9 protein-coding genes are annotated in these 13,704 nt (G+C 51.0%); all 9 read left to right on the top strand.

Annotated features, from left to right (window positions below):
* Nucleotides 1–4: 4 nt before the first annotated feature.
* The 9 genes from purD to rsmA all read left to right on the top strand — a co-directional run bounded on the left by purD (nt 5) and on the right by rsmA (nt 13,602).
* A complete protein-coding gene (gene purD, locus QZ375_RS08965) occupies nt 5–1,285 on the top strand; it encodes a phosphoribosylamine--glycine ligase (protein ID WP_295218086.1) in 1,281 nt (426 codons plus the stop codon).
* A 36-nt stretch (nt 1,286–1,321) separates the two neighbouring features.
* Complete coding sequence (uvrC, locus tag QZ375_RS08960; RefSeq protein WP_295218084.1) at nt 1,322–3,157, top strand: excinuclease ABC subunit UvrC; 1,836 nt, start codon at nt 1,322–1,324, stop codon at nt 3,155–3,157.
* Nucleotides 3,158–3,380: 223 nt separating this feature from the next.
* Entirely contained in the window at nt 3,381–3,929 is a 549-nt protein-coding gene (gene rsmD, locus QZ375_RS08955; RefSeq protein ID WP_295218082.1) for a 16S rRNA (guanine(966)-N(2))-methyltransferase RsmD, read from the top strand.
* A 1-nt stretch (nt 3,930) separates the two neighbouring features.
* Nucleotides 3,931–4,428, top strand: coding sequence for a pantetheine-phosphate adenylyltransferase (gene coaD / locus QZ375_RS08950; protein ID WP_295218080.1), 498 nt, complete (start codon nt 3,931–3,933; stop codon nt 4,426–4,428).
* Entirely contained in the window at nt 4,425–4,877 is a 453-nt protein-coding gene (locus QZ375_RS08945) for a vacuolar-type H+-ATPase subunit H (RefSeq protein ID WP_295218078.1), read from the top strand. Before coaD ends, QZ375_RS08945 begins: the two co-directional genes overlap by 4 nt.
* Before the next feature lie 166 nt (nt 4,878–5,043).
* Nucleotides 5,044–5,487: an Lrp/AsnC family transcriptional regulator gene (locus QZ375_RS08940; RefSeq protein WP_295218076.1), complete on the top strand. Its 444-nt coding sequence runs from the start codon at nt 5,044–5,046 to the stop codon at nt 5,485–5,487.
* An 81-nt stretch (nt 5,488–5,568) separates the two neighbouring features.
* On the top strand, nt 5,569–8,940 hold the full coding sequence (locus QZ375_RS08935; RefSeq protein ID WP_365728735.1) for a PD-(D/E)XK nuclease family protein: 3,372 nt from the start codon (nt 5,569–5,571) through the stop codon (nt 8,938–8,940).
* Complete coding sequence (gene addA, locus QZ375_RS08930; protein ID WP_295218073.1) at nt 8,940–12,599, top strand: helicase-exonuclease AddAB subunit AddA; 3,660 nt, start codon at nt 8,940–8,942, stop codon at nt 12,597–12,599. Before QZ375_RS08935 ends, addA begins: the two co-directional genes overlap by 1 nt.
* A 127-nt stretch (nt 12,600–12,726) precedes the next feature.
* A complete protein-coding gene (gene rsmA, locus QZ375_RS08925) occupies nt 12,727–13,602 on the top strand; it encodes a 16S rRNA (adenine(1518)-N(6)/adenine(1519)-N(6))-dimethyltransferase RsmA (protein ID WP_295218070.1) in 876 nt (291 codons plus the stop codon).
* Nucleotides 13,603–13,704: the final 102 nt, after the last annotated feature.

Genomic DNA, 13,704 nt, shown 5'->3' with positions numbered 1-13,704 from the left:
ATCCATGAAAATATTAGTTGTGGGCGGCGGCGGCCGTGAGCACGCCATTGTCATGAAGCTTGCAGAAAGCTCTAAGGTAGACGCACTGTACTGTGCACCGGGCAACGGCGGCATTGCCAAGTATGCCAAGTGCTTTCCGGTGAAGGCAACGGATATTGACGGCATGGTGGCACTGGCAAAGGAACTGGCGGTGGATCTGGTTTTTGTAGCACCGGACGATCCTCTTGTAATGGGTATGGCAGATGCCATGCAGGCAGAGGGTTTCATGACCTTTGGTCCAAAGAAAAATGCAGCGATTTTGGAGGGCAGCAAGGTGTTCTCCAAGGAACTCATGCAGAAATATCACATTCCCACTGCGGAATACCGGGTATTCAGCAAGCCGGAGGAGGCACAGGCATATCTCCGGGAAAAGAACGAATATCCCACAGTTATCAAGGCAGATGGTCTGGCACTGGGTAAGGGTGTTGTCATTGCCCAGAATGAGGAAGAAGCATTTGCTGCTATCTCTTCTATTATGGAGGATAAGATCTTTGGCGAAAGCGGTTCCCAGATCGTCATTGAGGAATTCCTGACAGGACCGGAAGTATCCGTCCTTAGCTTCACTGACGGAAAGACCGTAAAGCCCATGGTTTCTTCCATGGATCACAAGCGTGCACTGGACGGCGATATGGGTCCCAATACCGGCGGTATGGGAACGGTGGCACCGAATCCCTATTATACCTCGGAAGTGGCACAGCAGTGTATGGATACCATCTTCCTGCCTACTATTCAGGCGATGCAGGAAGAGGACAGACCGTTCCAGGGCTGTCTATACTTCGGACTGATGCTGACCACCAAGGGGCCTAAGGTCATTGAGTATAACTGCCGGTTCGGCGATCCGGAGACACAAGTAGTTCTGCCGCTGCTGGAGACAGATCTGGTGGATATCATTCTGGCAATCTGGAACGGTACTCTTGACCAGCTGGATATCCAGTGGAAACAGGGCTGTGCTGCCTGCGTTGTTATGGCAAGCGGCGGCTATCCCAAGAAGTACGCCACTGGTCTGCCCATTTCTGGTCTGGATAAAAACGGTCAGATCGATAGCTGCTTCGTTTATCATGCAGGCACGAAGTTGGATGGAGAACAGATCCTCACATCCGGCGGCCGTGTGCTGGGCGTAACTGCTACGGCGGAAACACTGCCTCAGGCACTGGAGACTGCATATGCCGGTGTAAAGACCATTTCGTTCCAGGATGCGCATTACCGGAACGATATCGGTCAGCGTGCATTAAAGGCACTATCTTAACGAATTGTGTGAAACATTGACACTCGGAGGCGTTGTATGAATTGTCGTTTACCTGAATTGCGGGCAAAAACAGCAAAATTGACAGCATCTCCGGGTGTTTATCTCATGAAAAATCAAAAGAATGAGATCATCTACATTGGAAAAGCCAAGAATCTGAAAAATCGTGTGACAAGTTATTTTCGGGAATCAGCCGACCATACCCCAAAGGTTGCGAGTATGGTAGATCATGTGTATGATTACGATTTTATTGTCACCGACTCGGAATATGAAGCTCTGGTGCTGGAATGTAGTCTAATCAAACAGCACCAGCCCAAGTATAACATTCTCCTAAAGGATGACAAGGGGTACAGCTATCTTTGCTTTTCGGATGAACCCTATCCCCGATTGACCGCAGAGAAGAATAAGAAAAAGCCAGGGGAGTATCTGGGTCCCTATATGAGTGGATTTATTACCCGAGAAACCGCCCGGGAGACCAATCGTGTATTTCGTCTGCCCACCTGCCACAAGCGGTTTCCTCAGGACTTCAAAAAAACACGTCCCTGCTTAAATTTCCATATCAAGCAGTGCATGGGCGTCTGCCGGGGGAATATTTCGCAGGAAAGCTATGGGGAGATCATTGCGCAGGCGAAGGATTATATCCGCATGGGCAGTGCCGATTCCGTAAAACGGATGCAGGCGGAGATGGAGTGTGCTGCTAAGGAACTGGATTTTGAACGTGCTGCAATGCTCCGTGATCGTATCGCAGCAGTCTCCAAGGCAGGGGAGACCCAGAAGATACTGGATGCCGAACTGGAAGAGGCGGATGTGATCGCTATGGCAGAGCACAGCGGTACGCAGTGCATCTCCATTCTCCGCTACCGAGGACGGCGGCTCTTCGATAAGGAGACCTTTTTCTTTCAGGAAACCGTTTCCCGGGAGGAGTTGATGGATTCCTATCTGACCCAGTACTACGAGCATCACCGTGCTGATATCCCGAAAAATATTATTTTGGAGTTTGCTCTGCCCAATCAGGAGATGTATGAACAGTTATTCAGTACCTTTGCCGGCTGTCGGGTACGCCTGACAGTACCCCAGCGAGGGACGCTCTGCCAGTTTGTGCAGCTTTCCCGGAATAACGCCAATGAGGAGCTTGCGCTGCGCTTCGGGCGTACAGGAAAGGAAGTGCAGGCGCTGGAGGAACTGGGTAAGGCACTGGGACTGTCCCAGCCGCCTCAATATATCGAAGCCTATGATATCTCCAACCTGTCCTCTACTTCTATGGTCTGCGGCATGGTGGTCTTTGAAAACGGCAGACCATTAAAGCGTGCCTACAAGCGATTTCGCATGAAGGAACATGTGACACAGGATGACTACGCCTGCATGAAAGAGGCGATCACCCGGCGGCTGAACCATTATCTTGCACAGGATGAGGAAGGGTTTTCCCGACTGCCGGATCTGATTCTGCTGGACGGCGGTCAAGGGCATGTGAATACCATTTCCCCGGTGGTGGCGGAATTCGGTCTGACGATTCCGGTGTTCGGCATGGTCAAGGATCAGAAGCACCGTACCCGTGCCATTTCCAGTGCCGGGGGAGAGATTTCACTGTCTGCCAATCGCTCGGCGTTTCATCTGCTGACCCAGATTCAGGACGAAGTGCACCGGTTTTCTGTTGCATATATGCATAGTCTCCATGCGAAATCGTCCTATCAGCTGGAACTGACGAAAGTACGTGGTATCGGCGAGAAAAAAGCCCAGAAGCTGCTGCTGCACTTCAAGACCCTGGGGAATCTGCAAAAGGCATCGCCGGAAGAATTGGCAAAGATCGCCGGTGTTAATGAGGATACAGCATCTCAGTTGTATCAGACAATTCAGGAGATGACGGCAGGGGAGTGAACCGTTGTTTTTATTCTAGGGACGAACTTTGTTCGTTCGTCGAATATACACCGGAAAATTGCGTACGAACAAAATTTGCCCCTCACAGGTTATCCGTATTATTCAAAAAATCTGCGGTAAATTGCAAAATAGATTTCCGTAGTTTTTCCGGACACCTCTGGACATTTGCCGGAATTCGTTGTATAATGGTACTAGACCATAGAAAGAAGGAGAATGGGAGCATATGCGTGTCATTGCCGGAAGTGCGAGAGGAAGAAAATTGAAAACACTGGAGGGACTGGATGTTCGTCCTACCACTGATAAGGTCAAGGAAGCGATTTTTTCTGCCATTCAATTTGAATTACCGGGCGCTGTAGTGCTGGATCTGTTTGCCGGAAGCGGTCAAATGGGTATCGAAGCTTTGAGCCGAGGTGCAGACCAAGCAGTGTTTGTGGATCGTTCTGTCCGGTCTCTCGGTGTGACACGGGAGAATCTTACAGCAGTGCAGCTGCTGGATCGGGCGCAGCTGCATCAGGTGGATGCGGTTTCTTTTTTACAGACAGGGGATTCTCTGTTTGATATTGCAATTCTCGACCCACCCTATCGTCAGGGATGGCATGTGAAGCTCTTTCCGTTTCTGGAATCCCGGATGCGGACAGGTGGCATTGTGATCTGTGAGCACGAAACTGGGCTGAAATTGCCGGAAACGGCAGGCACTCTGCATCTGGAAAAGCAGCGGAAATACGGTGCCATTACGGTGACGACCTATGTTTGCAGAAGAGGTGAGACATAAAATGGAACGAATTGCAGTGTGCCCGGGCAGCTTTGACCCTGTGACTCTGGGGCATTTGGATATTATCACACGTGCCTCGAAGCTTTTCGATCGTGTGATCGTATTGATATCAAAGAATATCATGAAAAATAACGCCTGCTTTACGTCTCAAGAACGAAAGGATATGATTCTGTGTGTGACACGGAATCTCCCCAATGTGACAGTGGACGTTTCTGATGGACTTTTAGCGGATTATGTCAAGGAGGCAGGTGCAACTGCTATTGTAAAGGGATTACGCGCCGTTAGCGACTTTGAATACGAATTTCAGATGGCGCTTGCGAACCGGAAGCTTTATGAAGGCGCAGAGACGGTATTTTTGACTACAACTGCGGAGAATATGTATCTTAGCTCCAGTGTTGTCAAACAGATCGCTGTCTTTGGCGGCGATATCAGCCATTTTGTGCCGTCGGAAATTTTGGATGTGATTGTAAAACGTTTGGTAAAGGAGAGATTATCATGAATATTGAAGAGATATTGGACGATATGGACGACCTGTTGGAACGCTCCCGACCCATTCCGTTTGCTGCACATAAGGCTGTCATTGATGCAGATCGTATGCGTGAACTGTTGAATTCGGCTCACCTGAATATCCCGGCAGAGATCAAACGGGCAAAACTCATCGATTCTGACTGCGATCGGATCATCAATGAAGCACGAGAAAAGGCAGAGACCATCATTCAGGATGCTGAAACACGTGCAAAGCGAATGCTTTCAGAGGAGGTTATTCTCCAGGAGGCAAAACAGCGTGCCTTGGACATGCTCACAAAGGCACAGAACGGTTCCAAGGATATCAAAGCAGCTGCTGAAAAATATGTCAATAATTTACTTAGCGATGCTCAAGCATATTTCCAGAACGGTTTGCAGGAAGTACAACAAACAAAAAGCAGGATTGAGGAACTGAAAAAATAATAAAATTAAGTTTCTTCTGAAAATTTATAGATTGTACAATAGACGGACATATTTTTTTGTTATACTATGAAAAATGAAAAGCAGTCTTTGATTATTGGATAATTATGAACATTTCAATCTGTGAAGAGATGATGGGACTGTACCGAAGAAAGGATGCGAAAGAAACATGGATAAGATCGATGCCATGCTGATTACATTGCTGCAGGAAAATGCTAGAGCACCACTGAAGCTGTTAGCATCAAAGGTTTTTCTGTCTGCACCGGCGGTTTCTTCCCGGATCGATAAGCTGGAGAAGCAGGGAATCATTCTGGGATATAACACGATCATTGACCGTCAGAAGCTGGGATATCATATTACCGCATTTATCAATCTGGAATTGTCTGCGGATCAGAAGTCAGAATTCTATCCGTTTATCAGCAGCTGTCCCAATGTACTGGAGTGCAACTGTATCACCGGCGTGTACTCCATGCTCATTAAGGTTGCGTTCCCATCCACACAGGAGCTGGATACATTTATCGGAAAGATCCAACGTTTTGGCAACACTTCAACGCAGATCGTCTTTTCCACCCCGGTTCCCCACCGTGAGATCATTGTGGAACCAAACGTATAATTCAACTTGTCGTGCCGCCGCAGTCATAGTCGATTTTGCTATGCTGCGGTTTTCTTTTTGGCGATTATGAGGTGATGACCTATCATACATATTATCATCGGCGGCGCTGGCTGCGGAAAATCCACCCGATTGATCCAGCGGTTACAGGAACAGGTGGAAAAGGGGGAGCATGTGCTGACCCTTGTACCGGAGCAGTTTTCCTATGAATTTGACCAGAAGCTGTATCGCATCCTGGGACCTGTTGCATTCAATCAGCTGGAAACCCACAGCTTCAAATCTCTGGCACGTGCTGTTTTTCAGCGGTATGGCTGTGTGCCTGACGGCAAGACCAATGCGGACGAGCTGACAAAAATGGCGCTGCTCTATGAGGCAGTGCTCTATACCACAGAACGGGAGCATATGCTTCGGATTCTGGAAAAACAATGCAGGCAGTCATCTTTCGTGGAGGAATTATCCACTCTCTTTGCATTGTTCCGACGCAGTGGGATTACGCCGGAGCTGCTGTACGATTCCTGTGCAGCTCTGGATGGCCGCCTGTTGGACAAGACGCTGGATCTGTTCCGAATCTATCAGAAATATGATCAATTGTTAATGGAGCACCACCTAAAGGATACGGAGACGGAACTGACCGAAGCGGCAGCCATTGCCAATGGACAGGATGCCTTTCTGGGGGATGTACTGTGTCTGGACGAATTCGAAAGCTTCACAGAGGATGAGTATGAGATGCTCACCGTGCTGCTTTCTTCCTGCAAGGATGTCTACGTGGCACTGCGTACGGACAGCACTGACGCTGTGCCCTTCTCTCTGTTTGAGACTGTTCAGGACACGCTGTACCGCATCAAGCGGATTGCATCGGAACTGCATATTCCGGTGTCTCTGGAGACCTGTGAAACGCCCTATCGCTTCCAGTCCGGAGATCTCCGGTGGCTCAGCCAGCATGTATTCCGCAGTTCTCAACCCTTTTCCAGTGAGCCCCAGCATCTCCATATTCTGGAGGCGGCAACACCCAATGAGGAAGCGGAATATGTATGCGCTACCATCCGCCGGCTTCTTGCAGAGAATCCGGCGCTTCGCTGTCGGGATATTGCCGTGTTGACCAACCAGATGTCCGACTATGAGAGTATTCTGGAGACAGCAATGGATCGGTATGAATTGCCCTATCATGTGGACGAAAAGCAATCGGTGCTCTACACGCCGCTGATGGTATATCTGCACACAGTCCTGGAACTGCTCCGTGCCAAGCGTCCAGATACAGAACTGCTGCTGCGTCTGGGCAAAACCGGGCTGACGAACTGTACTGCCGGAGAAATGGCGGAATTGGAAAACTATTGCTACACCTGGCAGATCGACGGCAATACCTGGAACGAACCCTTTACAGGCGGCAGATGTGAGACTGCGGAGAAAGTGCGGAAAAAACTGCTGCTTCCCATAGAGAACCTGCGGAAAGCCAGCCGGAAGCCCCATACGGGTGGAGAATATTGCCGGCTGCTCTACGATTTCATGGGCGAACAGAAAGTGGAAGAGCGTCTTAATGAACAGCTCCTTGCCATTCAGGATGAACAGAAACGGATGCAGACCCGTGAAGAATGGGCGCATGTCTGGAACAGTCTCATGGATATTCTGGATCATATGGCATTGCTGTACGAGTCCTTGGAAATGGCGTTCCCGGAATTCTGCGCTGTGCTGGCATCACTGACTCGGAGTGTGAAGCGTGCTGTGCCGCCCAGAACACTGGATGCGGTGCTGATCTCCCAGGGAAGTACTGCCCGGCTGAATGCGCCGAAGATCGTGTTTCTGCTGGGCGTTTGTGAGGGTACATTTCCGGCATTGCCCGGCGGTAGTGCCATATTCTCGGAACGGGATTGCCTGACCCTGGAACAGATGAAGCTGCCTGTAGTGAAGTCCAAGGAGGTACAGCTGGCAGATGCACGTCTTGCCGCCTATAAGCTGCTTTCCTCGGCATCTCACGCCCTGTATCTGACCTATCCTTGCGTGAATATTACCCACCAGAAATGCTATCCCTCCAGCGTGATTGCCCAGATACAGCGGATGTTCCCGGAGGGTGCAGATCTGAAACAGACCTGTGGGGCACAGGGAAGTGCCTATTATGCAGGTACTTTGCACGCTGCTTATTATGAGTACGTGCAGAACTATACGGAGAACACCCCGGAGACTGCCAGCATTGCTCAGGTACTGCTGGAGGAACCCCTTTATGCCGGGAGACTGCGCAAACTGTCGGAACTGACGGCAAAGCAGACGGAGGATCCGGATGCACCCCTGTTCCACATTGACGACAAGAAGTTGATGCAGGATTATATCGGGAATACTCTGCAGCTGTCCGCATCGGGACTGGAACGGTATCAGTACTGCCCCTTTTCCTACTTCTGCAATGACATTCTCCGGCTGTACAGCCGCCAGAAGATTCGTCTTGCAGGAGCTGGTAGCGGCAGTCTCATTCACAGCTGTCTGGAACGGCTTTTGAGAGAGTATGACAAGGATGCCTTTTTGCGGATGACACCGGCGCAGCTGCGGCAGGTAATCTCCGGCTATGCGGCGGAGTTCTGGCAGGCGGAAATGGGCGGTGACTTTTCCAAAAATGGCAGAGAACTGGCGGCATATCGCCATACGGTGGAGGGAATGCTGCCCCTGCTGCTCCATATGCAGGAGGAATTCCGGCAGTCTGCCTTTTCGCCCTATTGTATGGAGTTGCAGATCACGCCGGAGAATCAGGATTTTCCGCCCCTACATCTTCTCACCGGAGACGGACAGCAGATTCGCCTGGTGGGAAAGATCGACCGGGTGGATGTATGCCAGGACGGCGACAAGCTCTGGGTGCGTGTGGTGGACTATAAAAGCGGCGTAAAGGATTTCTCTCTGGGAAATCTGCTGTACGGTCTGGATTTACAGATGCTGATCTACCTGTTTTCCATTACGGCACCGGGAACACCTCTGGCAGATGCATCGCCTGCTGGTGTACTGTATATGCCGTCGGGAATGGTGAAGAGTGACCTGAAACGGGGTAGCGGCGTAACCCCCCAGAAGCAGTGCAACGATACCTACCGTATGAAAGGCATTCTGCTGCGGGATCCCCATCTCATCACCCTCATGGAACAAGAGGGAAGAGGCATCTATATTCCGGGAAAGCTGGATGGTGACCAGCAGCTGGACAGCCGTTCCGGGACATTCCTGACGGCGGAACAAATGCGGCATCTGCGGCAGTATGTACTGCGCCGGCTGACAGATGCGGCAGAGGGCATCTATCACGGAGAAATCGATGCATTTCCGCTGCAATTGCAGCAGCATAATCCCTGCAGCTATTGCAGCTATGCCAATATCTGCGGCAACAGCAATGAGTGTCACGGACAGATCGCCGGGGGCACACAGGTATCCCGGGAAAAACAGATGATGGAACTGCTGGATTCCATGGAACAGGAAGAGGAGGAGAAGCACTGATGGCATGGACGGAACAGCAAAGCTGTGCAATTGAAACAAGAGACTGCGGTCTCATTGTATCTGCGGCTGCCGGAAGCGGCAAGACTTCTGTGCTGGTAGAACGGCTGCTGCGGATTCTCATGGAAGAAGATCCCCAGCGCCGTGTGCCTGCGGATCGCATGATCGTGGTGACGTTCACCAATGACGCTGCCGCAGAAATGCGCTCCCGTCTCAGTCAGGCGCTGGAGATAGAACTGCAAAGCCAGCCGGAAAACCAATGGCTCTATCAGCAGCAGATTTTGCTGCAAAGTGCCCATATCTGCACCATCAGTTCCTTCTGCTTCGACCTGATCCGGGATAACCTCACCGATCATGGAATTACTTCCGGCTTTCGTATCCTGAACGAGACAGAGAGCCAGATGATCGCCGGAAAGGCGGCAGATCAGGTACTGAACCGCTGGCACGAGGAACGTCCAAAGGAAATGGAACTCCTCTGGAACAGCTTCTGCGAGAAGAATGATACACCCCTGGAACAGATACTGATGGAACTATACCAGTTCCTTGGTTCAGTACCTTTCCGGGACAGCTGGTGCAGGGAGGTACTGGATGGACTGGGTCAGCCTCTGGCGGATTCGCCCTATCATCAGGCATTGACACGGCAATTGCAGCAGCTTGTCCAGACGGCAGTCAGTCAGGCACAGGAGGCTGCTTCTCTGGCGGCGGAGTTGTACGATTCCCTGGAGGACAACACTGTCCTGCCCTGGGTGGAGGAGGATCTGCGCTGTCTGGAACGGGTACTTCGTAGCATTGAGACAGGCGGCACAGACTATGACCAGATGCTGTCACTGCTGTTGGAGAAAAAAGCCAACCGTGGCAGAAAGCCTTTTCCACGTAAGAAAAAATCTATCTGTTCAGAAGAGGATTACGAACGGGTGAAGCAGCTCCGGGGACAGTATCATGATCTGGAAGGGGAAATCATAACACTTCTGGAGAACGTATTTCCCTATGAAGCAGCCGATCTGGAACAGCATTTGCAGCTGGTGTCATTGCTTTTCGAGATGGAGCAGGAACTGGAGGATACCATCTGGCAGGCAAAGGTACGGCAGAATGCCCTGAGCTTTGAGGATGGGGAACGCCTTGCGCTGGAACTGCTCTCTGCACAGACCACGGACGGCAGAATCCATCCCTCACCCTTGGCGAAGGAATTGCAGGAATACTATGCCCTCATCATGATCGACGAGTATCAGGATTCCAACAATAAGCAAGATGATATCTTCAAGCTGCTGTCCCGGAACTGCATTGACCCGGAGACTGGTGCACTCCGGTATGGGGACAATGTCTTTCTGGTCGGGGATGTCAAGCAGTCCATCTATCGTTTCCGTCTGGCGAATCCCCGGAACTTTGTGCACGCCATGGAGGATGCTGCTGCCGGTAACGGTGTCTGCCGGCATATTGCACTGAACCGGAATTTCCGCAGTGCACCGCCGATCTTACAGTTCATCAATTTCCTGTGCGGCAACCTCATGTCTCCGGCATGCGGCGATGTAATCTATGATGAGAGCGAAGCACTCCGTCCGGGTTCTGCCATCGGGGAACTGCTGCCGCCGGAGGAACAGACTGTGCATGTGGCTGTGTTGCAAAAAACGCCGGAGCAGGAAGATTCAGACGTAGATCTGCAAACAGAATATATCATTCGGCAGATCCGGAATATGATACAGCAGGGAAGTTCCGTGGCAGAAAAGGATGGCAGTACCAGACCTTGTACCTACCGGGATTTCTGTGTGCTCCTGCGGAATAATACCCAGTGTATGACTGTTGCACATGCCCTGGAAGAAGCAGGGATTCCGGTGCAAAGTCCGGAAGAAAAGGGATATCTTCAGGCACGGGAAATCAGTATCCTGCTGGATATGCTCCGTGTTCTGGATAATCCGCTGCTGGATACCTCTCTTGCGGCGATCATGCTGTCGCCTATGTTCTGGTTCACCGCACAGGAACTGACTCAGGTGCGGATGCTATCCAAACGTTCTAGCCTGTATGCTGCCCTTTATCAGGCGGCAGGGATTCTGTCTCAGGCAGAGGATACCGAAGAATTCCTGGACGAGGTGCTTGTGCAGAAGTGCCGTTATCTCTGCGATACCCTGCAAAAGCTAAGGCAGGATGTGGCGCTTATGACATTGGAGGCATTGATACGTCGTATCTATGATACCACGGATTTTCTTTCGGTCATGCAGCTGACAAAGGATGGCGAGAAGAAGCGTGCTAATCTCAACCTGCTGATTCAGTATGCAAAACAGTATGAGGAAAATGCGGAGACTGCTCACAGCGGTCTGTCCGGCTTTTTGCGGTATATTGACTGGCTTGTGGAAAGCGGCAATGACTTTCAGCAGACGTCTTTGTCTGCCGGGGCAGAGAATGCAGTGGCGGTAAAGACCATGCACCGTTCCAAAGGACTGGAATATCCCTTTGTATTCCTGGGAAAGCTGGAGACAAAATTCTCCACAGAGGATTCTCGGAAGAACGCACTATTCTCTGACTGCGGCATGGTGGGATTCTGTATCAAGGATCCGGAGACCTATACCCGTGCCAAGACCATGCCCTTTTCCGTACTGGAACAGGATAACCAGAATTTATCAAAAAGTGAAGAACTGCGGCTGCTCTATGTTGCAATGACACGAGCAAAGCAGCAGCTGTTTCTTCCCCTGGATGCCGAAAAGATTCGTACCAAGAGCCGGGATTACCTTTCCGAATACGGTGCGTTGATCCTGTCAGACGGCAAGCTGCCGCCCCTTCTGGTACAGTCTGCCGGCTCTATGGCACAATGGGTGTGGATGTGCCTGTTACTGCGCCATGACGCTGCCTTAGGGGATGCAGTGCAGCTGCCGATTCAGACATGGCAGACGCCGGCGTGGTCGGAGGGCGTGCGTATTCAGTATGAATTCCAGCTCCCGGAGCAATCCGATGCCGATGCCGTGGAGGAAAGGGAGTATGCAGAGCCATCTGCAGAAATTGCGGCGGATATTCGGCGCATGGTGCATTTCCAGTACAAGTCCGAGGATAGTGAGAGGGAATCACTGCTGAGTGTTTCGGCAATTCAGGAGGCACAGAAGAATCGTGCGCCTGTCTGGAAACGTCCACGCTTTTTGCAGGAGGAACGCCGTCTGACTGGTGCAGAGCGTGGTACGGCAGTGCATACCTTTTTCCAATATGCGGACTTCCGGCAGGCAGAGCAGGATGTATCGGCAGAGATTCAGCGATTGCAGACATACGGCTTTCTGACACAGGCACAGGCGGATGTCATCGAGCCGGAGCTTGTGACGGCATTTTTCCAGGACGAGTTATACGAAAGGCTGCGCCGTTCCCGCCGGGTGCTCCGGGAACAGAAATTTCTGGTGCAGTGCAGGGATATCGGCGTATATCCGGAAGCGGCGGAGATACTGTACCGCTATCAGGATTCGGACAGTATCTTGAAGGGTATCATTGACCTTGCATTCCAGGAGAACGATGCCTTTGTGCTGGTGGACTATAAGACAGATTATGTGACACGTGCAGAGGAACTGACGGACAGCTATCGGGAACAGCTTCTGCTCTATCGTGGGGCATTGCGGTGCATTACGGGATTGCCTGTGCGACAGTGTTATCTGTATAGTACTCATCTGAAGAAGAGCATTGAAGTGACTTGATTTGTTGTCGACTGCGAAACCATTTTAACAAGTAAGACATTGCAAATGTTCCGGTGGGACAATTGCAACGCTATCAAAAATGATATCAATTTGACTGGTATATCGTATCTAAGGGAGAATCACACCTATGATGAATCTGACTGACATGAAAACCGTAAAATCGATTTTGGCAAAGCACGGCTTTCACTTTTCCAAGAAACTGGGACAGAATTTTCTGATCGACTCATCTGTCTGCCCAAGAATTGCCGAACTGGGAAACGCTGCGCCGGGATATGGGGTATTGGAGATCGGTCCCGGTATTGGCACCCTGACCCAGCAGTTGGCACTTCACGCAGAACGGGTGACTTCGGTGGAACTGGATCAGCGGTTGCTGCCGATTTTGCAGGAAACAGTGGGGGGATTTGACAATCTCCACGTGCTCCACGGGGATATCCTGGATTTTGATATTCCGCAGCTTCTGGCACAGGAATTCCCCGGACTGCGTGTGGCAGTCTGCGCCAATCTGCCCTATTATATCACCACACCGATCCTCATGCATCTTTTGGAAAGCGGTGCGCCTGTGGATACCATTACCGTCATGGTACAAAAAGAAGTGGCGGAGAAATTACAGGCAAAGGTGGGCACCAGGGATTCCGGTGCCATTACGGTGGCGGTGAATTATTACGGTGCAGCGGAACTGCTGTTTCCTGTACAGCGGGATAGCTTTCTGCCGCCACCCAATGTGGATTCCGCTGTGCTCCAGATCCGGGTGGAACAGCGCTATGCCCATATGACAGATGATCCCACCCACTTCTTCGCCATGGTAAAGCAGGGATTCTCCCAGCGGCGCAAGACTCTGGTAAATGCCCTTTCAGCTACTATGCACTATGAGAAATCACTTCTGACGGGAGTGCTCCGGGAACTGGAATTGTCCGAAACGGTGCGTATGGAGAATCTTACCATGGAACAGCTGATCACCTTGAGTAATCGTCTTTGTCAGGTGGATTCCGGGGAATCAATTTGAGAATGTGCTGTGTGGTAAACCGCAACCTAATGTAGGGGCGGATATCATCCCAATGTCATTAACTTAAAACAGCCCTTGAATGGCAAGCAGAATGTCTGGAAG

Source organism: Ruminococcus sp. (assembly GCF_019417665.1).
In the GTDB taxonomy this organism is placed as follows: Bacteria; Bacillota; Clostridia; order Oscillospirales; family Ruminococcaceae; genus Ruminococcus_C.
This window is presented reverse-complemented; position numbering and strand designations above follow the sequence as displayed.

What these genes read in the sequence shown, in the direction of transcription:
- addA (WP_295218073.1), top strand. Translation starts at nt 8,940, where the DNA reads ATGGCATGGACGGAACAGCAAAGCTGTGCAATTGAAACAAGAGACTGC.
- rsmD (WP_295218082.1), top strand. Translation starts at nt 3,381, where the DNA reads ATGCGTGTCATTGCCGGAAGTGCGAGAGGAAGAAAATTGAAAACACTG.
- rsmA (WP_295218070.1), top strand. Translation starts at nt 12,727, where the DNA reads ATGATGAATCTGACTGACATGAAAACCGTAAAATCGATTTTGGCAAAG.
- purD (WP_295218086.1), top strand. Translation starts at nt 5, where the DNA reads ATGAAAATATTAGTTGTGGGCGGCGGCGGCCGTGAGCACGCCATTGTC.
- QZ375_RS08940 (WP_295218076.1), top strand. Translation starts at nt 5,044, where the DNA reads ATGGATAAGATCGATGCCATGCTGATTACATTGCTGCAGGAAAATGCT.
- uvrC (WP_295218084.1), top strand. Translation starts at nt 1,322, where the DNA reads ATGAATTGTCGTTTACCTGAATTGCGGGCAAAAACAGCAAAATTGACA.
- QZ375_RS08945 (WP_295218078.1), top strand. Translation starts at nt 4,425, where the DNA reads ATGAATATTGAAGAGATATTGGACGATATGGACGACCTGTTGGAACGC.
- coaD (WP_295218080.1), top strand. Translation starts at nt 3,931, where the DNA reads ATGGAACGAATTGCAGTGTGCCCGGGCAGCTTTGACCCTGTGACTCTG.